Source organism: Candidatus Bathyarchaeia archaeon (genome assembly GCA_038883335.1).
Lineage (GTDB): Archaea > Thermoproteota > Bathyarchaeia > Hecatellales > Hecatellaceae > JAVZMI01.
The window spans coordinates 159620-180922 of sequence record JAVZMI010000001.1; the positions used below are offsets into that span (position 1 = coordinate 159620).

General features: G+C 47.7%; 25 protein-coding genes and 1 tRNA gene. 13 read left to right on the top strand and 13 right to left on the bottom strand.

Features of this window, described 5'->3' with window-relative positions:
- Nucleotide 1 precedes the first annotated feature (1 nt).
- Nucleotides 2-841 carry a TatD family hydrolase gene (locus tag QXJ75_00850; protein ID MEM3736628.1) on the bottom strand — a complete coding sequence of 280 codons (840 nt, stop codon included), beginning with the start codon at nucleotides 839-841 and terminating at the stop codon, nucleotides 2-4.
- Nucleotides 842-1046: 205 nt separating this feature from the next.
- On the opposite strand from QXJ75_00850, the gene QXJ75_00855 reads away from it, so the two are divergent.
- The 3 genes from QXJ75_00855 to QXJ75_00865 all read left to right on the top strand — a co-directional run bounded on the left by QXJ75_00855 (nucleotide 1047) and on the right by QXJ75_00865 (nucleotide 3206).
- Nucleotides 1047-1259 carry a histone family protein gene (locus QXJ75_00855; GenBank protein MEM3736629.1) on the top strand — a complete coding sequence of 71 codons (213 nt, stop codon included), beginning with the start codon at nucleotides 1047-1049 and terminating at the stop codon, nucleotides 1257-1259.
- A gap of 83 nt (nucleotides 1260-1342) precedes the next feature.
- Nucleotides 1343-2983: a thermosome subunit beta gene (gene thsB, locus QXJ75_00860; protein ID MEM3736630.1), complete on the top strand. Its 1641-nt coding sequence runs from the start codon at nucleotides 1343-1345 to the stop codon at nucleotides 2981-2983.
- Nucleotides 2984-3091: 108 nt separating this feature from the next.
- A tRNA-Gln gene (locus QXJ75_00865) sits at nucleotides 3092-3206 on the top strand.
- A gap of 174 nt (nucleotides 3207-3380) precedes the next feature.
- Here QXJ75_00865 and QXJ75_00870 read toward each other — a convergent pair.
- The 3 genes from QXJ75_00870 to QXJ75_00880 form a co-directional block, all read right to left on the bottom strand.
- Nucleotides 3381-4841 (bottom strand): sodium:solute symporter family protein, encoded by a 1461-nt coding sequence (locus tag QXJ75_00870; protein ID MEM3736631.1) that lies wholly within the window; start codon nucleotides 4839-4841, stop codon nucleotides 3381-3383.
- On the bottom strand, nucleotides 4838-5032 hold the full coding sequence (locus QXJ75_00875; protein ID MEM3736632.1) for a hypothetical protein: 195 nt from the start codon (nucleotides 5030-5032) through the stop codon (nucleotides 4838-4840). Before QXJ75_00875 ends, QXJ75_00870 begins: the two co-directional genes overlap by 4 nt.
- Before the next feature lie 114 nt (nucleotides 5033-5146).
- The gene (locus QXJ75_00880; protein MEM3736633.1) at nucleotides 5147-5389 is read right to left on the bottom strand and encodes a hypothetical protein; all 243 of its coding nucleotides are present in this window, start codon (nucleotides 5387-5389) and stop codon (nucleotides 5147-5149) included.
- Between the two features lie 256 nt (nucleotides 5390-5645).
- On the opposite strand from QXJ75_00880, the gene QXJ75_00885 reads away from it, so the two are divergent.
- The 3 genes from QXJ75_00885 (at nucleotide 5646) to QXJ75_00895 (ending at nucleotide 7017) form a co-directional block, all read left to right on the top strand.
- Nucleotides 5646-5888 carry a hypothetical protein gene (locus QXJ75_00885; GenBank protein MEM3736634.1) on the top strand — a complete coding sequence of 81 codons (243 nt, stop codon included), beginning with the start codon at nucleotides 5646-5648 and terminating at the stop codon, nucleotides 5886-5888.
- 429 nt (nucleotides 5889-6317) lie between these two features.
- A complete protein-coding gene (locus tag QXJ75_00890; GenBank protein MEM3736635.1) occupies nucleotides 6318-6668 on the top strand; it encodes a hypothetical protein in 351 nt (116 codons plus the stop codon).
- Between the two features lie 139 nt (nucleotides 6669-6807).
- Entirely contained in the window at nucleotides 6808-7017 is a 210-nt protein-coding gene (locus QXJ75_00895; GenBank protein ID MEM3736636.1) for a hypothetical protein, read from the top strand.
- 453 nt (nucleotides 7018-7470) lie between these two features.
- Here QXJ75_00895 and QXJ75_00900 read toward each other — a convergent pair whose 3' ends face one another.
- From QXJ75_00900 to QXJ75_00915, 4 genes are all read right to left on the bottom strand, one after another.
- Nucleotides 7471-7896: a hypothetical protein gene (locus QXJ75_00900; GenBank protein ID MEM3736637.1), complete on the bottom strand. Its 426-nt coding sequence runs from the start codon at nucleotides 7894-7896 to the stop codon at nucleotides 7471-7473.
- Nucleotides 7897-8449: 553 nt separating this feature from the next.
- Nucleotides 8450-9052 carry a pyruvoyl-dependent arginine decarboxylase gene (locus QXJ75_00905; protein MEM3736638.1) on the bottom strand — a complete coding sequence of 201 codons (603 nt, stop codon included), beginning with the start codon at nucleotides 9050-9052 and terminating at the stop codon, nucleotides 8450-8452.
- Nucleotides 9053-9272: 220 nt separating this feature from the next.
- Entirely contained in the window at nucleotides 9273-9842 is a 570-nt protein-coding gene (locus QXJ75_00910; protein MEM3736639.1) for a CDP-2,3-bis-(O-geranylgeranyl)-sn-glycerol synthase, read from the bottom strand.
- Nucleotides 9843-9920: 78 nt separating this feature from the next.
- A complete protein-coding gene (locus QXJ75_00915) occupies nucleotides 9921-10919 on the bottom strand; it encodes an inositol-3-phosphate synthase (protein MEM3736640.1) in 999 nt (332 codons plus the stop codon).
- A gap of 247 nt (nucleotides 10920-11166) precedes the next feature.
- On the opposite strand from QXJ75_00915, the gene QXJ75_00920 reads away from it, so the two are divergent.
- Entirely contained in the window at nucleotides 11167-11442 is a 276-nt protein-coding gene (locus tag QXJ75_00920; protein ID MEM3736641.1) for a 50S ribosomal protein L35ae, read from the top strand.
- Nucleotides 11443-11527: 85 nt separating this feature from the next.
- Here the strand turns inward: QXJ75_00920 and QXJ75_00925 are convergent, their stop codons facing one another.
- Both QXJ75_00925 and QXJ75_00930 read right to left on the bottom strand, forming a co-directional pair.
- Nucleotides 11528-12283, bottom strand: coding sequence for a hypothetical protein (locus QXJ75_00925; GenBank protein MEM3736642.1), 756 nt, complete (start codon nucleotides 12281-12283; stop codon nucleotides 11528-11530).
- Nucleotides 12270-12491: a NifU family protein gene (locus QXJ75_00930; GenBank protein ID MEM3736643.1), complete on the bottom strand. Its 222-nt coding sequence runs from the start codon at nucleotides 12489-12491 to the stop codon at nucleotides 12270-12272. The genes QXJ75_00925 and QXJ75_00930 overlap by 14 nt, the downstream gene beginning before the upstream one ends.
- A 126-nt stretch (nucleotides 12492-12617) precedes the next feature.
- Between QXJ75_00930 and QXJ75_00935 the strand changes: the two genes are divergently transcribed.
- Genes QXJ75_00935 through pheA form a run of 6 tightly spaced genes read left to right on the top strand, consistent with a single transcriptional unit; the run spans nucleotide 12618 to nucleotide 19042 of the window.
- Nucleotides 12618-13874, top strand: a complete 1257-nt coding sequence (locus QXJ75_00935; GenBank protein MEM3736644.1) for a 3-isopropylmalate dehydratase large subunit — start codon at nucleotides 12618-12620, stop codon at nucleotides 13872-13874.
- Nucleotide 13875: 1 nt separating this feature from the next.
- Nucleotides 13876-14388 carry a 3-isopropylmalate dehydratase small subunit gene (locus tag QXJ75_00940; GenBank protein ID MEM3736645.1) on the top strand — a complete coding sequence of 171 codons (513 nt, stop codon included), beginning with the start codon at nucleotides 13876-13878 and terminating at the stop codon, nucleotides 14386-14388.
- Nucleotides 14389-14415: 27 nt separating this feature from the next.
- Complete coding sequence (locus QXJ75_00945) at nucleotides 14416-15423, top strand: isocitrate/isopropylmalate dehydrogenase family protein (GenBank protein ID MEM3736646.1); 1008 nt, start codon at nucleotides 14416-14418, stop codon at nucleotides 15421-15423.
- 44 nt (nucleotides 15424-15467) lie between these two features.
- Nucleotides 15468-16679, top strand: coding sequence for an argininosuccinate synthase (locus tag QXJ75_00950; GenBank protein ID MEM3736647.1), 1212 nt, complete (start codon nucleotides 15468-15470; stop codon nucleotides 16677-16679).
- A 12-nt stretch (nucleotides 16680-16691) separates the two neighbouring features.
- Nucleotides 16692-18197 carry an argininosuccinate lyase gene (argH, locus tag QXJ75_00955; GenBank protein ID MEM3736648.1) on the top strand — a complete coding sequence of 502 codons (1506 nt, stop codon included), beginning with the start codon at nucleotides 16692-16694 and terminating at the stop codon, nucleotides 18195-18197.
- Nucleotides 18194-19042: a prephenate dehydratase gene (gene pheA / locus QXJ75_00960; protein MEM3736649.1), complete on the top strand. Its 849-nt coding sequence runs from the start codon at nucleotides 18194-18196 to the stop codon at nucleotides 19040-19042. Before argH ends, pheA begins: the two co-directional genes overlap by 4 nt.
- Here pheA and QXJ75_00965 read toward each other — a convergent pair.
- From QXJ75_00965 to QXJ75_00975, 3 genes are all read right to left on the bottom strand, one after another.
- Nucleotides 19039-19977: a prephenate dehydrogenase/arogenate dehydrogenase family protein gene (locus QXJ75_00965; GenBank protein ID MEM3736650.1), complete on the bottom strand. Its 939-nt coding sequence runs from the start codon at nucleotides 19975-19977 to the stop codon at nucleotides 19039-19041. The two genes, pheA and QXJ75_00965, sit on opposite strands and share 4 nt — an antisense overlap.
- Before the next feature lie 65 nt (nucleotides 19978-20042).
- Nucleotides 20043-20171, bottom strand: a complete 129-nt coding sequence (locus QXJ75_00970) for a hypothetical protein (protein ID MEM3736651.1) — start codon at nucleotides 20169-20171, stop codon at nucleotides 20043-20045.
- Between the two features lie 124 nt (nucleotides 20172-20295).
- A partial coding sequence (locus QXJ75_00975; GenBank protein ID MEM3736652.1) for a pyridoxal phosphate-dependent aminotransferase occupies nucleotides 20296-21303 on the bottom strand: 1008 nt, incomplete at its 5' end.

Below are 21303 nucleotides of genomic sequence, written 5' to 3' on the forward strand. Positions count from 1 at the left end.
CTTAAAGGTATAGTAGGCTTCTGAGACCGCTGGAGAGCTTTGGAAACGCTGAGACATTGTTTCTAAGAATCTGAGCTGCAAGCTCTTGGACTGTTGATTTTTTAATCTCAGCCAGCTTTTCTGTTACATATGGTATTAGGCTAGGCGAAGTCTTCACATTCTTAAAGATGCCACGGAACTGAACTGGACCGTCTGTCTCAGTCAAGATCAAATCCATTGGCACTCTCTCCGCTATGTTCTGGATGTGCTTAGCATATGTGAGGGAGGGACCAAAAGTTATGTAATAGCTTTTTTGAATCATCTGATTCAGAAATTCCACAGGTCCACTGTACCAGTGAAGTATCACGCTGATAAGATCATAGGATCCAATGCAGTCTAGGACAGATTGCACAGCCATCCTTGAATGAATTATCACGGGCAGTCGCATTTTACTCGCAATATTGAGCATCATATGGAAGACTTGGATCTGAGAGCCAGTAGAACTTTGGCTATCTTTATACATGCCATCTAACCCAACCTCTCCTATTGCCGCCAATTCGTCCTTAACTGAAGCAATATACGCGATAAGCTGTTCAACCTCTCCTGGATTCAGTGAGGAGGCACGCCAAGGGTGGATGCCTACGGCCGGGTATATGATGTCCGGAAACTTTGAGGCCAACTCTATGGTGGCGATGCTTGAATCTAGATCCTCAGAGTTGGCCACAACTGCCACAACGCCTACCTCTCTTGCTGCTTTGAGGATCTGCTGCAGATCATCTTCATACGTGGGGTCAGCTAGGTGGATGTGGGAGTCAATGTAGTAGGGTCCGATGGATTTCGCTTCTCCATATGTGCTTATCAAATTCATCACCATTTTTTAATGACACCTGTGTATTCGATTTAAACTTGTAACTCGGGGAAGAATGCCTCATGCATTGTTTGGTTGAGGTTTTAAGGTGGAAGATCTGAAAAATACTCTACTGCCCATAATTCTTAGCTATTAAAGCTTTTATATAGCTTAAAATCCTGAATAAAGTTAGAGGAGGTTAGATGTGGCAGCTAAAGAGATGTCTCTAGCTCCTTTACACAGATTGATCAAAAAGGCTGGAGCCTACAGGGTGAGTGAAACCGCTGCGGATGAGCTAAGGAAGTCGTTAGAGGAGCTGGCGATTAGAATAGCTAAGGAGGCTATGGACTACTGCGCCCACGCCGGACGGAAGACGGTTAAAAGAGAAGACATTGAATTAGCCGTAAAGAAGCTCTTAAAGGAGCAGAGCTGATAAAAAAATTTATATCCACGCACTAGATCTTATTGCACGCCCAAATTAGAAGTTGATCTAGGCTAGAGAAAGGAGGTAGCCATATGGCAGCAACACAACCGATATTGATCCTAAAAGAAGGCGCAGCGCGCACAAGGGGGCGTACAGCCCAGAGAAATAATATAATGGCAGCTCGCCTAGTTGGCGAAGTTTTAAGGTCTACTCTTGGCCCAAGGGGTATGGACAAGATGCTGGTGGACAGCCTTGGCGACGTAACGGTGACAAACGACGGAGCTACAATTCTCAAGGAGATAGATGTCCAACACCCTGCAGCCAAGATGATGGTGGAGGCTGCTAAGGCACAGGACACCGTGGCTGGCGACGGCACCACCACCGTGGTTGTTATCACAACTGAACTTCTTAAAAAGGCAGAAGAGCTTTTAGACCAGAACATACATCCAACGGTCATAGTGGCTGGGTATAAGAAGGCAGCTGATAAGGCTCTTCAGATAATGGACGAAATCGCCATGCCAGTCGACGTTAATGATCGTGCGATGTTAACGAAGGTTGCAAGTACCTCGATACGCAGCAAAGCGATAAGTTCAGCACGCGGATCAATTACAGACATTGCAATAGATGCTGTGAAGCAGATTGTAGAAAAGAGAGGAGATACATACTTTGCTGACGTTGAACAGGTGCAAGTGGTTAAGAAGGCCGGTGAGAGTCTCTCGAGCACCAAACTGATCAAAGGGATAATCATAGATAAGGAAGTCGTACACCCGGCAATGCCTAAGAAAGTCGAGAACGCCAAGATACTTCTCCTAGACTTCCCGTTGGAGATAGAGAAGACCGACATGAGCGCCGAGATCCGTATAAAAGACCCGCGCCAGATGAAAGCTTTCCTCGACGAGGAGACCAAGATGTTAAAGGAGATGGTCGATAAAGTGAAGGCTACTGGTGCTAATGTCCTACTCTGCCAGAAAGGCATCGACGATGTAGCTCAACACTTCCTAGCAAAGGAAGGCATAATGGCGGTACGCAGAATAAAGGGCTCTGATGTGCAGAAGATTGCTAGGGCTACCGGCGCCAAAGTGGCAAACAGTCTCGAGGGTGTTACCAGTAATTACCTTGGTTACGCGGATCTGGTGGAGGAGAGGAAGTTCGGTGACGACAAGCTGGTCTTTATCGAAGGTTGCAAAGACCCAAAGTCGGTGGCTATCTTCCTACGCGGAGGCCTTGAACGGTTTGTAGACGAAGCTGAGAGGGCATTCCATGATGCCCTCTGTGTGGTGGCAGACGTGTATGAGCGCCCCAAGATTGTGGCTGGGGGAGGAGCCATAGAGACCGAAGTGGCTAAGCGGCTGAGGGACTATGCCGCTCAGGTCGGTGGTAGGGAGCAGCTGGCTATTGAGGCTTTTGCGGAGTCTATTGAGGGTATACCGAGGACGCTAGCTGAGAATGCAGGCTTAGATCCGATAGATATAATTGTCTCACTAAGAGCCGCTCATGAGAAGGCGGAAGGCCTCTGGCATGGTGTTGACGTCTTCAAGGGCAAGGTTGTCGATATGATGGAGGCTGGCGTGGTTGAACCTCTGAAGGTTAAGGAGCAGGCTTTGAAGTCAGCCGTCGAAGCAGCGTCAATGATCCTCAGAATAGATGATGTCATAACTGCGGAGAGAACTAAGGGGCCAACAGCTTCGCCTAAACCACCAGTCGGGCCGGCGCCAACAGGCCTAGAAGACTAAACCTTTTATCTAATCTTTTTTAATTATTTATCAAAAAGTTCTTCATCCTAGTTTTTGCGAAGAAGGAGAATATAAATCTGTTAACTTACGCTATTATCATAGGAGGTTAGCCCGGTGGTGTAGCGGCCAAGCATAGCGGGCTTTGGTTCTCTTCGAGAGGAGAAACCCGCCGACGGGAGTTCGAAACTCGGCTACTCGAGCGGAAATCTCCCCCGGGCTACCAACACATATAAACAAATTAGTTATGGAGTGTAACTCCGCGGAAGCCTCACTTAACCTAAAATAATCATAGCATGAAAAGTCTCTGAAGCCACATATATAACGGTCTCAACAGGGCTACCGGTTTCCAATTTTTGGACAGGTTCAGGCTTCCTCGTAGTTGAAGAGGTAGATGCCTCTACATGTTATGCGTTTTTAACGCTTCATTTATGTTTCTCAAAAACTCTTCAGCCCGTTTGGGCGGTTCAGTAAGTAGGCTTACGCCTACAAATATTAGGCTACTTGCGGCTAGACCCCAAACTCCTGGCCAGTGACCTAAGGGGTACCAGCCTGCGATGAGCATCCCTCCAACAATAATTCCACCAATAGCTATGCTGCTCAATGCTCCAACTGCTGTACCTCTCTTCCAGAAGAAGGCTCCCACAACTGCGGGAAGCTGCATAAGCAGCCCAGCAGACGCCATAGACGAGAGCACAGCTATCAGTTCAAGTCTCAGTTGTGCAAATACAAAACATGCAACTGTCATGAGAGGTATCACTACCTTGCCCACCAGTAATTCCTTCTCCTCAGATGATAGAGGATTAATTGTCCTGTAGATGTCTCTTGAACACATAGAACTCAATGTGAGCACTATGGAGTTGAGGGTTGAGGTGGCTGCAACTACTATGCCTACGAATGCTAAGAGAGCGACGAGCGTTGGAGTTCTGCTCAATAGAATAGGCATAGCCATATCCGCGATCTTCAGGTTAGGCTCTACAATCTTGGCGGCCAGACCGAAGAGGGTTACTATAATGGTGTATATGAATCCGAAGATCAAGAAACCTCTCACCATGGTCTTTAAGCTCCTAACGTTCGTTGGTATGAAGAGTCTCTGTGTAACTTGAGGGTTGGTTACGGCGAAGAAGAACCAAGGCAGAGAGAGACCCAAGAAGAGAGTAAACGGCCACTTAACTGTGAGGTGTGAGGGAATAGAAGACTCGACATTAACTATGAAATCGCCGAAGCCGCCGAAGAATGTGAATATGATAAAGAGTAACAGAAAGAGCGATGTGGCAAGCATTATTACAGCTTGGACGGCGTCCGTCCACGCAACAGACCGCATCCCAGCCCACCATGCATAGATAAGAGTAACTCCCGCCACGATAAGGCAGCCTACCATATAGGTTATCGTCCCGCCTGAGAGGCTTTCAACAAGGTAGCCAATTCCCATGAACTGCACGGAGGCGTAAGGAACAAGCATAACGAGGCATAGGGCTGTGGTTACTGCGCCTACCAGGGGATTTTCGTATCTCCCGCTCAGCAATTGAGCCGGAGTTATATACTGGTATCTCTTGCCAGCTAGCCAGAATCTCGGAGCGAATAATATTAAGAGCATACCAGTTCCGATAAGGTACGTTAACTCGAAACCTAGGCTGGCGACGCCTGTACTATAAGTTAACCCAACAAGGCCGACCATCATGAATGCACTATAAGTGGTTGCGCTGTAAGTCATCGCTGAGATGAAGCCGCCTAGTTTCCTGTTCGCTATGAAATATTCTGAAACTCCTCTGCCCATCCTTCTCCGTGCTAAGTGTGACACAATACACCCTGCAACAAACCATATGATGATTGCAAGGTAGATCCAAGTGGCTTCTATCAAAGGCTCTTCACATCCTTCCAAGGGCGCATATACACTATTGCGGAAACTAGGACAATGATAGTTATCAACACCCAGAAGAGGTATGCCCCATAAAAACTTTGAACATCCTTAAGTAGCAAGTAGGGAACTGCAAAGTCTATGACGACGAAGAACGTGAACCATATGAGCCAGCCAATTTTCCTACCCTTCATATAACTACACGCCTAATGTCTCTGTCAAACGACTGATCAAATTGCAGAATCATACGCCTTTTGATGTTTAAAAAAGTTTGTAAGAAATTCTTCGTAGGGCTGCCTTCGGCTAGCTTAGACTACCTGCTGCCCCCTCGGCCTCTTCTTGAGTTCAAAAGGGACGTTTACCACGCGGATTGCGTTTTGGGAAGAGACTATATATACCGGGTTTCCTAGGGGGTCATGCTGGTTTGTACGGAGAACGCCGAGAAGGATCGGTTTCACTTTCAATGTTGCTCCATCTTTAAGTTTATACTCACTCCACTCCTCTTTCACAATCTCAAAGTCAACCTCATCTCCTTCATGCACATAGGACATAACGACAAACCTCCATACTATACTGAACTTTATCTAATCCAAGGTATCAAAGTTTCTCTCTCCATCACTAGGTTAAACCAGTTTCTAGTGTGCGAAATTTTGGACAGCTCATGTGGTCTCCAATTTTTAGAAGCTAGCAGATAATTATATGCAACTTGGTTCACCTTCGCGTTACTCTTTTATAGCTGATATTTAGTAAAATTTTACTTAAGAAAATCTTAAAGAAAATGTAAAGAAAATTGGAAAGTGATTTTCTATGAAAGAAGCTCTGGCCAGCTACAAGGTTACCGAGAAGCAGACCAAGACTGGACGGGCATATATCTCGCCTAGGATATACCTGCCCACGAAACTGGTTAGCGACTCCAGCTTCCCATTTAAAGATCCAAGCCTTAGGGTCCATGTAAAGATAAAGGGGAAGCAACTTATAATCCAGAAAGCTACAAGCCGCCACCTCAAAAAATTCGGCGAGCTGACCGAGGAGCCAGAAGCCGGAGGTTAAAGGAGACCCCTCCAGTCGTGGTTCCATAGAGCCTACACCAGTAATTCGGCGAGAAATGAGAATGTGCGGCTGATAAACCGTGAACCTCGTCGAGGCTATGACAATCCTAGCCCTCTCATCTTAAATGGTATTACCCGCTCATACACGTTCATACAGGTTTTTCAGCCCCGATCAACCTTTGAGGCGGCTGAACCTGACATCTTCGAGGCCCTCAAGGTCTCCCTTCACCCGATACCGCGCGCCTCTGACAATCGCTCCACTGCGCTTTAAAACTCAGATCTCGAACGCCCCCCAAAGTCAAAAATTTACCCCCAAGTTCGGTTGAAGAGACAAGATCTCTTTGAGAAACTCGAAATGTAGAAAATTTTTTGAAGGTAAAAAACCGTAAATCTCGTATTAGAAAACTTAGAACCTAATGAGGAGGGAAAAATGAACTCTGTTCAGAAGAAGGGGCCGCAAGCCCAGCCAACAGCTGGAGGGGTGTCAGAGAAAACCTCCCAAGTGAATTCTAAACCGAAAAGAGTTCTTATCTGGGAAGAACTGAGTAATGAGGAAAAGCTGAAGAGTTTGTGCGACGCGATTGATGGCTTGAATAACAGATTTGATGAGTTCCAGAAGCGAGCGAACGCGTGGAGTAATGTAGTGGCGAAGGACATAAACAACATCTATTCCCTAATAAACTACAACGCTGAGCGAGCTAACGCATGGAGTAAGGAAGTGGACGAGAAGATAAACAAAATTATTTTTCAGCTTGCAGCCCGTGGCATATTTATATTTTAACGAAGGTTTACTATGAGGGCTCATTTATATCAATAAAACTCGAGGTTTTCAAAGCTGAAATACGCAGAGGTATGCATTAAGCTCTTCGGGCAATTAGTTTTAAATAACGAAAGCCACTTGAAAGTTAAGTGGGGAGAAGATGAAAACATCTAAGGTAATTTTAAATGTGCTTATGGTGATTATGGGATTTGCTATATGGTTCTCTATCTATATGGCATATGAAAGTGGTGAGCTAGTAGTGGTGGGGGGAAGTGCTGTGGATATGGCGCTACTCGGGTTTGTTTTGGGTATACGGTCTCATCCGCGGTCTCACCCAGAAGAAAGCTGCTCCGCAATCCGTCACTCCTGAGACAGTTAAACCGCCAGCGGCACCCCACAGTCCAATAAAGGTTTCTTTCATACTAACGGACTCGGAGCAGGAAGTACTGAATTATATTACCAAGCACGGCGGGAGGATCTCCCTCTCACAGGCGAGTGAGGAATTGGGGCTAAGCGTGGCTAGGTTGAAGGAGACAATCAATTCATTGAAAGAGAAAAATTATTTAGAATAACCTGGAACCTTAGCCTATATTCCACACATCACACAACTCTCTTTAGGAGTTCTTCATGGTTGTCATAATGCCCTTTGACCAGTTCATAGATCTTGTTCTAAAGGCAAAACAGTAATTTTCGCATATCATTGGAGGGTCATCATGGAGTTCGCGGTGTCTCTGATCTTCTCCCAACATGCGATCCTCGACTATAGGTATATTATTAACTATCCTATCTTTGAGGAGAAAGATGTTTTCGCAGTCGCACAGCTTTATCGGGCCAGTTCTCCTTTTGGGATCTCTTTCACTCTCTCGCGCCAGTAGTTAGCTATCATCTCGAGACGATTAGAAAATGTCTCACTGAGTTGGGCTGGCTCGTTGCGTCTAGTCCTTACTAGGAGACCGCTATTCAGTAGGGCTTTCCAAGTCTGTGAGAGGGTAGTTGCACTGCAGTGCTCCCTCCGACATATCTCGTTTGAGATGGAAGTAAGCTCCATTCGACGGGTCTTCCTCCGGCTCATCTCACGAAGAAGAACTTCTGCAAGTTTAGCTTTTCTTGGGTTGTACGGGAAGAGCAAACCACAAAATATGGCAAGGTCACCTATGCTAGTTCGATCTTCCTCTACTTTGACCGTCACGTAACCATGTCTCCTAATGTAGTCTGCCATATATTCCTTGTCCTTTACAGTTCTGAACATCATCCCACCTCAATTACACCATATGGTATATGGTAGGTTATTTAATCCTCTACCACACTATGGTGTAATTGAGCCGACCCCACCGCACGCCATCAAGCTTGATTAGTGCAAAAATATGGGAGGTCCGATGAATTACACCATTCCATGTAATAATGACGTATGGTGGGCTGCTGAAGTTCGGCATACGAAAAATTGGAGAGGTGATATTGGGTTCAAAAAATCGAAGTCTGCTGAAACTCGTGGTTGTAGCCAGTTGCATCAATATTACATATACAACTGATGCCACCAAGTTACTAAACAAAGCATCACTTAACTATGGAAATCTGGGCTTAATTACCAGGGGGTAAAAAGGCTTCAACACCACAGAAAACATACATAAGCCTGCATGACAGACGATTTTATTTAGACTTTTACCTGTGAGAAGCTTCTGTTATACAACGTTTGCAGTCGCAAAGCGATGAAAATATGCTATGAACTGAATCCTATCGACCATTTGTTTTGACTGGAAAACTAGACCGAAACATATCACCTGATCCACTATACCTGCGCTGCATTAGTCCGTCATCGCGACTTTCTGATGGTTTATAATAGGGCTCTCACTAACTACGGTTCGCCGATATTCCCGCTCCGCGTTTGGTTGGCGTTGAGAATCAGCTTGCTCCCAAGGCACATAAATCAAAGCTACCACGACACTTCCATAACGTCCCTTTGGAACCTCTAGACACTCGAGCTTACACTCGATGGAAGTTATCTGTAGCTGCCTGATCTTAGCCATCTCTTGCAATTTCCACTTAAGCTCTCTCTCAATAGCCTCCCTATCTTTGTATCCATGCGCTTCGGCGACTAGCCCATATTTCTGTCCGTCAAGTGTGACGCCCCATGCCCATCCAAGCCCAGCCCCTATGGTCTCACCTGGGTCTCCGTCCATTCTGGCTAGAACTGAGAATGTTACGGTGCCTGGGGTTATCTCGCAGTTCTTGATAAATTCAGCGTCGGCAGGAAGGATAGATGAGACGCATACAAGGTTACATTGCGCTATTCCAGCCTTCATAAGGGCTGCGTCAAAGGCGTTCAGAGCTGAGGTGGGGCTGTTGGCTGATCCGCTTGTTACAAAGAACTTCTTAGGCAGGAAGATCCCGTGCGTGGGTTGCCCCAATCTTTATCTTTTTGCCTCCAGTGTAGTTATACAGAATCTAAGAAGTCTAAATTTCGTTATTAAAGCTTTTCCCTACAAAAAATACGTTCATCACGGTAAGCTTTCAGAAATTGATACGCTACACGGGTCAATCGTGGAGCCGTAGATTGTTATTAACATATACCTATAAATTTCAACTCTGCCAGCTCTAGAGACCCGTAACTCGGACTAAAGAACAATTTTACCAAGGCTCATTCTTTTTCCCAATCTTGAACGCTACATAGTTACTCAGGAGGTGTATGAAGGGTGTTATTGTAACCACAACCACGACCGTGAGCCACGTGACCTCGCCACCTACAGACACCAGCCGAGTGAATGCCCAAGCAAATACCAACGCAGCTACAACAAAGTCAAGCTGGTCAAGACCCGGTGCAGAGGCGCCCCGTGGAAGGTTTAGTCTTCTCTTTATGAATGCTCCAGTCAAATCACCCGAGATCGCTCCTACAGAGATTACAAAACCGAACAGTGCGTGAAGCAGGTTAAGAGAAAATGAGAAGAACTGGGACATAAACAGGTTCACCACGGCAATCTCGCCGAGAGATGCGAGAGTGCCGCAGAGTATACCTCCTAAAGTGCCGTTGACAGTCTTCCCGTCTCCCAGAATCCTTCGCCCATCAATGAAAACTTTCCCGCCGTCGAGGGGTCTGCCGCCGCCAAGTATAGGGCCCATACCGTTTGCCATGTAGGCTGGTACTAATATCAGTGACGTGAAAAGGATGAAGTCAGGGTTTGTAAGCTCTTCTAACGTCATGAATCCCTCTACTACGGTGGTCTCAAGTGTAAAACTCTCCAGTTTATTGGAGACAGAGTCAACCCACCTTATAACTAGTCAGGACTCTCTTATGCCTTGAATATACTCCTCAACCCAACGTCGAGCCGTGTCTTCATCTGTTTGGATGGGTGGATGCTTGAATGCGTAGGCTGAAATACTGAGTAGAGGTCCAGAGATCCCTCTATCCAAAGCTACCTTCACAGCACGTATTAGGTCGATGGCCACCCCAGCGCTGTTTGGTGAGTCTTCGACTGAAAGCTTTACATCGATTTTTATAGGTCGGTCGCCGAATTTTCTACCCTTCAAGTGGATGTAACATATCTTCGCATCGCCTAGGAATGGAACATAGTCAGAAGGCCCTATCCGCGTTGGAATCTTGTATGGTAGGAGCGAAGTTACTGCCTCAGTCTTGCTTACTCGCTTAGATGAAAGCCGCTCCTCCACAGTCATGTTCAAGAAGTCAGTATCGCCTCCGAGGTTAAGCTGGTAGGTCTCGTCTATCTTTACACCTCTGTCAATCATGAGCTTCGTTAAGACGCGATGGAGTATAGTGGCACCTACTTGACTCTTAATATCGTCGCCGGCAACTGGAAGCCGAGCCTCCTTAAACTTCCTAGCCCAAACTGAGTCGGACGCTATAAACTCCGGGATGCAGTTTACAAATGCGCACCCCGCTTTGAGGCAGGCATCAGCGTAGAACTTTGTGGCTTCGTTACTGCCGACGGGTATATAGTTCAGCAGCATCTCAGCGCCACTCTCCTCCAGAGTTTTGGCGACATCTGGGGCATTTATCTTACTCCTATCGTAGACTTTGAAGGGCTCCTCCATGTGAGGCGCTACACTATCGAGTATAGGCGCTGGCAGTACTTCCACACCGAGAGGCTGGACCTCAGCGAACTTGGCACATACGTTCGGCTCTATGAAGATTGCTTCCGCCACATCCTTGCCTATTTTCAGTCTGTTAACATCAAAGGCTGCGACAACTTTGACGTCTCTAATACGGTAGCCTGCGAAGACTGTGTGCATCAACCCTGGGACGCAGTCCTCATCTTTCACATTTCTGTAATATTGGAGTCCCTGAATTAACGCTGAGGCGCAGTTTCCAAGCCCTGCTATGGCGACTCGGATCTGTGAGATAGGACCTCACCTCAACACTTAGTAATCCTGTAACTTAAGTCGAGTTGAGCCTATCTAAGATTGATTATTTAAGCCTATGCCAGAAGCCTAGGCGCGCAAAGTTTAATTTTAATAAACAAAAAAGGTCTTCATCGGGTCGTTTAGATCTGTGGGGGCGTGGAGCTTGGTGTTGACGGTGCAGAGGCATGGCGTGGTGGTTAACTTCAGGATAGGCCCTAAAACACAGAAGAATAAAGAGTGCCTAGTCAAGATACCAGACATCGATAATGATACAGCCGCCTCAAGATATATCGGAAGAAAGGTTGTCTGGCTGAGCCAGAAGAGTGGTAAGAAGATAGTAGGCGAGGTTGTCGATATTCATGGTAGAAATGGTATGATTAGAGTGCGCTTCCGCAGGGCGCTTCCAGGCGAAGCCCTAGGAGCGAAGGTAGCCATACTCTAGTTCCGCCAGCTTACCAGTTTAAACGATGAAGCGGCTGAGTTTTACTCGCCTCTTATTTTTACTTTGAACTTAGCGGGTAATTTTACTAAGGAAAGTGCTCACTTAAGTTCACCCTGAAAGTTGAGAGGTAGGGTAAGTAGCCTAGCAACTCTCCTAAGAAGGCACCAAATTTATATACTGGAACTATCGGGACTCCCGCGTAGACTTTGACAGCTGTCTCCTTGAAGGTTGCCACCACGGGTGTTACGTATATCCATCCAGATAGCCCAACTCTAAGCTTAGCGGCTAACTCGTTTAAGCCCTCGACAGAAGAGAGAGATCTCACCCTCTCCAGCTGGGCTAAGGCAGATTTCTTGATTTCACCGTGCTTCCAGTTGCTACTCCAATGTTTGCAGTCCACCGCCACGACTATTTGACCACATACTCCAACTACATCTACCTCATACCTCTTCCTACCAGACTTAAAATAGTGGTGTCTAGTCGTCAAATAATTGCTAAAATTCAAGGCATACTCTATAAACTGTTCAAACTCACGCCAGGATATGTGCCGACTTACACCTTCAGCGTCAGCTCCCAGTCTTACGGCTTTGACTGCGATCAAAACTTTATAAGCTGGCTCTATCTTGAAGAATGAGCCATCTCTCACAGCCAGCTTCTCTTTAACGAGCAGTTCTAAAGCATCCTCTGCCAAGTCTTGCGGCGTGAGACTCTCTTCTGAAAGCTCTTTAATTGTGAAAAATTCTTTGGAGTTTGTCAAGCGGAGGATGGCAGTCAGTAGCTCTCTTGATTTTGCAGACTCAGCTTTAGAGTTTTTAAGGCTGTAGGAGCTAGACAGACTCAACTCGCTTTATCCCGGGTACCTGTGCTTTGAGTGCTCTCTCAATCCCCATTTGTAGCGTAAGCCGAGACATAGGGCAACCTCTGCAGGCACCAGTTAATCTGACCTTTACTACGCCATCCTCTTGAACTTCAACTAACTCTACATCTCCTCCATCTGCTTGGAGGGAGGGTCTAATCTTCGATATAGCTTCCTCCACTTTTTCACGCAACTGTAGCACCTCTATTGGTCATGTGGGTATAAGTGTGTTGGAGCGTAATTTAAATATTCTTAGATGTTATCCATTAGAAAACTATTAGTCTCTACTGTTTAGAGGAGCTTTGGAGTTTGAGGTTCGGTGGGTAAGACTATCTCTGAGAAGATCCTTAGCAGAGCTTCTGGAAAGGATGCAGTAGCAGGGGATATAGTTCTGGCAGAAGTCAACTTCGCCATGGCACATGACGGCACAGCACCCCTAGCAATCAGATCCTTCAGGGAGATGAACGGTAAAAAGGTCTGGGATCCTAACAAGATTGCCCTAGTGATAGATCATGTGGCTCCCAGCGCCTCTGAAGGAACGTCTATCCTCCACAGAGAGATGCGCCGCTTTGCGGAGGAGCAAGGGTTGAAGAACTTCTACGATGTAGGTTCCGGAGTCTGCCACCAGCTGATGGTGGAGAGGCATGTGAAACCTGGCTACTTAGTTGTGGGTGCTGACTCTCACACATGCACCTACGGAGGCGTTGGCGCCTTCGCAACCGGCATAGGCTCGACGGAGATGGCTGCAGTCTTTATGAGCGGGAAACTCTGGTTCAAGGTTCCTGAGACTTACAAATTCAATCTAGAAGGTAAACCACCCCCGTATGTTTCATCTAAAGACCTGATCCTTTACCTTGTTGGGCAGATGAAAGCTGACGGAGCCAACTACCGGGCAGTAGAGTTTGCTGGGGAAGCTACCAAAGCCCTAAGCATAGACGGGCGCTTCACTCTTTGCAACATGGCGGTGGAGATGGGCGGGAAAGCTGGGCTAGTTGAGCCAGACGAGAAGACAACCGCCTACTATAGGTATCTCGGCATAACCGACCTTGAACCGGTGAAGAACGATGCGGATGCGGAATTTGAGGAGGCTTTCTTTCATGATACTTCGAAGATGGAGCCCATGATATCCTGTCCTCCAACTGTCGACAATGTGAAGACGGTTAGGGAGGTTGAAGGAGTCGAGATTGACCAAGTCTTCCTTGGATCCTGCACAAACGGTCGTTATGAGGATCTAGAATTGGCAGCTAGGCTATTGAAGGGTAAAAAGATACACAAGAAGGTACGTATGATAGTTGTCCCAGCTTCAAAGATGATCTTGATGAAGGCTATCAGGGAGGGGCTCATGGAAATCTTCCTAGAGTCTGGTTGTGTGGTCTGTAACCCTGGATGTGGCCCCTGCGTAGGCACACACCAAGGCATACCGGCGCCTGGAGAAGTGGTCATCTCTACATCGAACAGGAACTTCGTGGGCAGGATGGGTTGCGATAAGGCGGACATCTATCTCTGCTCGCCCCTAACAGCCGCAGCCTCAGCCGTCAAAGGCAAGATAACCGACCCACGAAACGGGGGAATTTAAAGTGGGTAGTTGGAAACTGTCTGGTAAGGTATGGAAATTCGGCGACGACATCAACACTGACATTATAATTTCTGGAAAATACAAATTCAAAACCCTCGACATGAAGGAATTAGCGTCACATGCGATGGAGGCCGTCGACCCTGAGTTCGCGAAGAAAGTGACATCTGGCGACATAATCTTCGCTGGAAAGAACTTTGGATGCGGCTCATCACGGGAGCAGGCTCCGAGGGTGCTCAAGGAATTAGGGTTAAGTGCGGTGGTGGCCAGCTCGTTCGCACGGATCTTCTATAGAAACGCAATCAATATCGGGCTCCCACTTATAGAGTCTAAGGAGGCCGTAGAGGAGACTGAGACTGGCGATATGGTATCTATAGATCTTACCATGGGTACCATCAGAAACGAGACAAAAGGAAGGAGCTACAGCTTCACACCAATACCGACTTTCATGCTCGAGATCCTTCAAAGTGGTGGACTGGTAGAGTATCTAAAGAAGAGAGGAGGCTACAATATCTAAGCCACCGCCTGAGACTAGGTGAAGTTCATGGGCTACAAGATTGCTGTAATACCCGGAGATGGAATTGGGCCTGAGGTAACCAACTCAGCGGTCCAAGTTCTAAAGGCGTTAAATTTAGACATGGAATTTGTCATCTGTGAAGCTGGCCTTAAGAGTTGGGAGAGATATGGGAAGCAGCTTACCGAGGAGATGCTTGAAGTTATCAAGCGTTCAGACGCTTGCCTAAAAGGCCCAACTCAAACTCCTGAAGGACCTGAGAGCTATAGGAGCGTCGCTGTAACCCTACGCCAGACACTCGACCTCTATGCCAATGTTCGCCCAATAAAGTCGAGGAAAGGTGTCCCCGCCCTCCATCAGAATGTCAACTTTGTCATAGTTCGCGAGAACACTGAGGGTTTATACGCTGGAATAGAGGAACGTAAAGGCGAAACTGCCTTGGCGGCACGGGTCATCACAAGAAGGGGCTCAGAGCGCATAGCACGGTTCGCCTTCGACTTAGCCTTAGCCGAAGGAAGAAAGAAAGTGACGATAGTTCATAAAGCCAACATATTAAAGATAACTTGCGGCCTCTTCCGCGAGGTTTGCCTAGAGGTAGCTAAGGGCTACCCCAGCATTGAGGTGGAGGAACTCATGGTTGACGCCGCAGCACACAGAATCGTGAGGAGACCACAAGACTTAGATGTACTGGTAACTACGAACCTCTTCGGAGACATACTCTCTGACGAGGCGGCTGGGGTGGTTGGTGGACTAGGCGTCGTCCCCGGGGCGAACATAGGTGCGCGGCATGCTATGTTCGAGCCTGTCCATGGTGTCGCACTTAAGTATGCAGGTAAAGGTGTCGTAAATCCTTCAGCTATGATATTGTCCGCTGCTATGATGTTGAAATACTTGGGCGAAGAGAAGAATGCATTGAAGCTTGAAAGGGCGCTGGAGAAAGTTTTAGAGGAGGGTAAAGTAGTCACAAAGGACTTAGGCGGCAACGCGTCAACCCAAGCGATGACAGAGGAGACTATTAGAATTCTGGAGACCCTCTAAGTTTTCCAAGCAAGTCTTATTAGTCTTTACAGGTGTAATCGCGGATGGGTGTGACTGATTTGGAAAAGGTAGTTTTAGCATATTCAGGCGGCTTAGATACCTCGGTAATACTCAAATGGCTCATCGACCGTTATAACGCTGAAGTAGTTACGTTAACTGTCGATGTAGGCCAGCCCCTAAACCCACATATAGTAGAAGAGAGAGCTAAAACCATTGGCGCAGTACGCCACTACCACCTAGACGCCAGAGAAGAGTTCGTAACCAACTACATCCACCCAGCTTTGAAAGCAAACGCTATCTATGGCGGAAAGTACCCACTCTCCACGGCTCTCTCGCGTCCCTTGATCGCGTCGAAGCTAGTGGAGGTGGCTAAGAAGGAGAACGCCACAGCCGTGGCTCATGGCTGTACCGGGAAGGGAAACGACCAGGTCAGATTTGAGGTTACTATAAAGGCCTTGAGGCCGGATCTCAAGATATACGCGCCTGTGAGGGAGTGGAAGATGAGCCGGAATGCGGAGATCGAGTATGCAAGGGAGCATAAGATACCCGTCCCGCTTGAGAAGAGCATATACAGTGTCGACGAAAACTTGTGGGGGCGTTCAATAGAGTGTGGCCCTCTTGAAAACCCAGAACATGAACCCTTGCCAGAGGTATATGAGTGGACTAAACCCCCCGAGAAGGCACCCGACACACCGGAATATATCAGCATCGAGTTTGAGTGTGGAGTTCCAAAAACTGTTAACGGTGAGACGCTAGGCAAAGTTGAGCTCGTACAGCTATTAAATAGACGATGTGGGGAGCATGGCGTCGGCAGGATAGATCACATCGAAGATAGACTGGTTGGCATAAAATCCAGAGAGGTTTACGAGTGCCCCGCAGCAGTCTGCCTAATCGACGCACACAGAGATCTGGAAAAATTAGTCTTGACAAAACATGAGCTCATATTCAAACAGAGCGTCGAGGCGCAATGGTCTTGGCTTGTATATAACGGATTGTGGGTTGAACCTTTAAGAGAAGACCTGGAGGCCTTCATAAACAATACACAAGTTCGTGTGGAGGGCGAGGTGAAAGTTAAACTATTCAAAGGCAGCGCCTCTATAGTTGGAAGGTCGTCGCCAAACTCTCTCTACGACCTTGGCCTGGCCACCTACGACATCAGCACAACTTTCGACCAGTCTGCAGCTGCCGGTTTCATCGAACTCTGGGGGTTGCCCACACGAGTCGCAAGTCGCCTCAGGTTGGAGAAGGGCAAATAGGGTTGGAGTATAATGGCTAGGGGGTTGTTGAAGGGGCGCCTCGAGAGGAGGTTAGCCGAGGATGCTCTTGACTTCTTGGTGAGGGAGGACCTCGAATGCGACCGCCAACTGGTGGAAGAGGATATCCTATGCAGCGAAGCTCATGCCATAATGCTATGGAAATGTAAGATAATCACCCGCCCCGTTCTCAGAGAGCTCCTGAAAGCTTTAGAGAAGGCCCGTAACCTACATGCTGAAGGGAAATTCAAATTAGAACTCAAACTTGATGATGTCCATCTAAACCTCGAGGACTTCGTCATTCGTGAAGCTGGGATGGATGTTGGAGGGTGGCTCCACACAGGTAGGAGCAGGAACGACCAGATAGCTACCGACATGAGACTCTATCTCCGAAGAGAGGTGAACGAGATATCAGGGCTTATTGTAAACCTCTTAGAGACTATCTTTACTCTGGCTAAGCGACACTTCTCCACGGTGATGCCGGGCTATACCCACTTGCAGATAGCCCAACCCATAACCTACGCCCACTGGCTTAGCTCTCTCGCCGAGATGCTCCTGCGAGACCTAGACAGGTTGGAAGGGATATATGCGCGCATAAACATGTGTCCACTGGGAGCTGGCGCGCTAGCTGGGACAAGTTGGCCGATAGACAGAAAGATTACAGCTGAGCTGCTGGGTTTTGATGGAGTTCAAATAAACTCCCTCGACGCTGTAACAGCTAGGGGGGAGGAAGCGGCTGACATTCTCGCAGCCTTATCAATCTTGATGGTCCACCTAAGCAGGCTGGCTGGGGATCTGGTCATCTGGAGCTCCTACGAGTTTAGGATGGTGGAGTTGGACGAGGCTTACGCCACTGGAAGCAGCATCATGCCCCAGAAAAAGAACCCAGATGTAGCTGAGTTGATTCGAGCTAAGGCTTCAAGTGTTCAGGCTCAGTTATATTCAGTTCTTAGCTTGGTGAGAGCTCTGCCCTCAGGCTACTTTAGGGATCTTCAGGAGACCAAGCCGGCGGTTATGAGTGCTATCGCTACAGTTAAAAGAACCTTGGATGTGACGCAGGGGATGCTGTCGACTTTGAAGGTGAACAAGAAGAGAATGCTCGAGTTAGCAACCTCCAACTACTCGACTGCTACAGATCTGGCGAACATGCTAGTGAGAGAGAAGGGTATTCCCTTCAGGTTAAGCCACCAGATTGTTGGGGCAGTGGTGAGGAATGCTTTGGAGGCAGGTGTAACCATGGCTGATTTGAAGGCGGAAGCTGTCATAGCAGCCGCCAAGATGACCGCAGGGAAAGAGATCGTCATCACCCAAGATGAACTCAGAGATGTTGCCGACCCACTTAAGAGTGTTAAGGCGAAGAGGAGTATGGGCAGCCCGAACCCCCTAGAAGTTAGAAAGAACCTCAGAGAACTTCAGAGCAGACTTAAGAAGAAGGCCAGAAACCTAGCGGAGAGAGTAGGGAGAGAGAAGAAAGCTGAAAGCGTTCTCCACGAGATGGTCGAGGCAGTCATTTCAAGTTGAACCCCACACCACTTAAAGTAGGATATCTGGGCCCTGAGGGAACTTTCTGTGAGCAGGCGGCTAAGAGGTACTTTGCAGGTAAAGACGTGAATCTTATCGGTCTAGATACAATCCCAGAAGTCTTCAGGGCTGTTGAATCCAGAAGCTTGGATTTGGGGGTTGTCCCAGCAGAGAACTCATATGAGGGTTCTGTTAACTTGACCCTCGACCTACTCTACAGAAACAATGTCAAGATGTGCGGAGAGATAGAGGAACCCATAGTTCACCACCTCATCGTTAAGCCAGGTACAGGGCTGGAAGAGATAAAAATCATCCTCTCCCACCCACAAGCCCTAGCACAGTGTAGAAACCTCATAGCTCAAAGATTTCCCACGGCGAAAATTAGAGAGGTAGAAAGCACTGCTGCCGCAGTGATGAAGCTAAAGAGTTTGAAGAGGGCAGCTGCTATCGGCTCCGAAGCGTCTGCACGCGCCTACGGCATGCAGATTGCTCTCAGAGAGGTTGGAGATGTTCCAAAGAATATAACTCGCTTCATTGTCATCGGCACAGCTGATTCGCCTCCAACTGGTAACGATAAAACCTCAGTGATCTTCGCAACCGAGAACATCCCTGGAGCCCTCTATCACGCATTAGCTCCTTTCGCCGAACGAAGGATAAACCTGACAAAGATTGAGTCCCGACCGATGAAGGGGAAGGAGTGGGAGTACATCTTCTATATGGACTTCGAGGGTCACAGAACTGAGGAGAAGATCCTCGGGGCGTTAGAAGAGCTTAGAGGAATCTGCTGTTTCCTCAAGGTACTAGGTTCATACCCAAAGGCTAGGAAGACTACGAATAACAGCTAGCTTATAGCTCTAAGTGCTGCGTAAAACTTCTCATAAGCCTTCTGGAAATCTGGGTCGAGTGCCAGGTGGGCTTTTGCCTCCTCCAGAAGTTTTTTCACGACAACCCTGTCTCCACTTGATACGGCATCCCCCAGCCTCTTAGCAATCTTCAAGGTTTCAACCAGAAGCCCTTGAAAAGCCATGTTACTAGTCTGAAGTTGGGCTGAGAGATTTAGATCTTGAAGTGTACTCTCGGCTACAAGTAGCTGAAGGGTGAAGGTTGTTCCAGCCATTTTTTTAATATCGTTAATAGTCTCAGGGGGAACTGTTAAAGCGAAAACTGCGTTCAGGAAATGTGGCAACGCCAAGACTAAAGCCATAATCCTATCATGGGTCGCACCATCTGGAAGTAGGTGAACCACAGCCCCTTCTTCTTCAAAGAGCTCAGTCAGCTGGTGAACGACAGTAAGATCCCCCCTCACCGGTATGATGATTACCTTCTGACCATGCATCGACTCGGCGCCAGGTCCGAACATAGGGTGAACACTCGCGGTTCTAGCGCCCAGCTTTGAAGCTTCCTCTAAAGCTTCGATTATGCTACTCTTCACGGAGGCTATATCAAATAAGATGGCCCCCCTCCTAACACTCCCCCTCAGTTCCCTTATAACTCCAGCCGTGGTTTCGATCGGTGTCGCCACAAGGATAATGTCAGCTTCTGAAGCCGCCTCACGATTGGCTTTTGCGAAACCGACGCCAAGTTCGTTAGCAATTTTCTCAGCCTTCTCAAAGCTCCGACCTGTTATAGTTACGCTGTAGCCCTTATTACTGAAGAATCTGGCAAACCAACGGCCCATTCCCCCAGTCCCGCCTAGGATTGTGATTTTCTCCTTAGCCATATGAAACCCTGGGATTCTTGGATCGTAGAGAATCTTTAACAGCCCCTCGAGACCCGACAACCGGGACGGCGATGCGGAGGCGAAGACTCGACCAGAACATGCAGCAGTCTTGAAACCGTTAACATTTAATCACTATCTTTTTTACGTTTCAATGCATTCCAAATTGAGTCAATACCTTCCTTGACTAATGCGCCGACACCTTCCCTGCCAAGCCCTACTAGAAGACCTATTATCATTACAAGAACAAGAAACATAGCCAATATTATCAAGACTATGGGTATCATGCACATGACCTCCGTGAAATGCTGAGTACCTAATCTCGCTCCTTTTTATTAATTTTAATGTTACTGATAATAGTCCAAGGCACCTTGATAAATCTCACCTACTCATGCGACCTAGATAAGAGTTAATCCTGCGCATAGCCTCCCTTATCTTGAGCTTGCTGGTTGCGACGGAAAGTCTTAGGTATTCAGGGTATCTGCCGAAAGCCTCCCCAGGTGTCACAGCAACCTTTGCCTCCCTCAAAAGGCTCTTAGCGAATGCTCTAGAGTCAAAGCCCTCAAGATCAAACTTTGGAAAGATAAACATCGCGCCTTCTGGTCTATAGTATTCAACGGGCAGCCTGTCGAGCTCGCTGCAGGCTGCATTCATACGGTCTTCCAACATTTTACGGAAGATGTTTGCAGTGTTTCTGTAATCGTTCTTGAGAGCCTTTAAGGCTGCTTGATAGATGAAGCTTGGGGCGCATGTGACGGATAGCTGGAGGATTTTACGCATTCGAGAGACTGTCTGCAAATCGGAGATCACATAGCCGATTCGCCAACCCGCCACGCCAAGCCAGTCAGATAAGATACCCACATGGATGAAGTTACAACAAGCCGCTTGGAGGATGCTCTTGTAAGGCTTAAAGGAGTAGCCACGGTAGGCTTCGTCAGATAAGATGTAGGCGCTCCTCCTCTCCGCCATTTTGGACAGTTCGTCAAGCTCACTTCCATTAATAATCCTCCCAGTGGGGTTAGATGGGCTGTTCAGGATTATGAGCCTAGCCCCAGCAGCAAGTGCATCGTCAACAGCGCCGATATCCACCTGCCACCCATCCTCCAGTGTCGTGTGCACAATATCAGTTCTTCCACCGGCAAGCTCGACGCAAGAGGCATAGACAGGCCGGGTAGGTTCGGGTATTACAACCCTGTCACCAATTGATACTTTAGACAATATCGCTGAAAAGACAGCATGCCTGCTACTAGAGGTTATTAGGATGTTCTCCGGTTTCACGTCGACACCGAACTCTAGAGTTAACCTCTCAGCTAAGGCTCCTCTGAGTTCTTGAAGCCCCATTGAGGACATGTGCCCTAGAGGAGGCTCGTCGTCGATTTTATCTGCAAC

Bases quoted from the DNA above. Each gene is read 5' to 3' on its own strand.
- QXJ75_00855 (MEM3736629.1), top strand. From the start codon at position 1,047: ATGTCTCTAGCTCCTTTACACAGATTGATCAAAAAGGCTGGAGCCTAC.
- thsB (MEM3736630.1), top strand. From the start codon at position 1,343: ATGGCAGCAACACAACCGATATTGATCCTAAAAGAAGGCGCAGCGCGC.
- QXJ75_00875 (MEM3736632.1), bottom strand. From the start codon at position 5,032: ATGAAGGGTAGGAAAATTGGCTGGCTCATATGGTTCACGTTCTTCGTC.
- QXJ75_00880 (MEM3736633.1), bottom strand. From the start codon at position 5,389: ATGTCCTATGTGCATGAAGGAGATGAGGTTGACTTTGAGATTGTGAAA.
- QXJ75_00885 (MEM3736634.1), top strand. From the start codon at position 5,646: ATGAAAGAAGCTCTGGCCAGCTACAAGGTTACCGAGAAGCAGACCAAG.
- QXJ75_00890 (MEM3736635.1), top strand. From the start codon at position 6,318: ATGAACTCTGTTCAGAAGAAGGGGCCGCAAGCCCAGCCAACAGCTGGA.
- QXJ75_00895 (MEM3736636.1), top strand. From the start codon at position 6,808: ATGAAAACATCTAAGGTAATTTTAAATGTGCTTATGGTGATTATGGGA.
- QXJ75_00900 (MEM3736637.1), bottom strand. From the start codon at position 7,896: ATGTTCAGAACTGTAAAGGACAAGGAATATATGGCAGACTACATTAGG.
- QXJ75_00910 (MEM3736639.1), bottom strand. From the start codon at position 9,842: ATGACGTTAGAAGAGCTTACAAACCCTGACTTCATCCTTTTCACGTCA.
- QXJ75_00945 (MEM3736646.1), top strand. From the start codon at position 14,416: ATGGGCTACAAGATTGCTGTAATACCCGGAGATGGAATTGGGCCTGAG.
- QXJ75_00950 (MEM3736647.1), top strand. From the start codon at position 15,468: ATGGGTGTGACTGATTTGGAAAAGGTAGTTTTAGCATATTCAGGCGGC.
- argH (MEM3736648.1), top strand. From the start codon at position 16,692: ATGGCTAGGGGGTTGTTGAAGGGGCGCCTCGAGAGGAGGTTAGCCGAG.
- QXJ75_00970 (MEM3736651.1), bottom strand. From the start codon at position 20,171: ATGTTTCTTGTTCTTGTAATGATAATAGGTCTTCTAGTAGGGCTTGGC.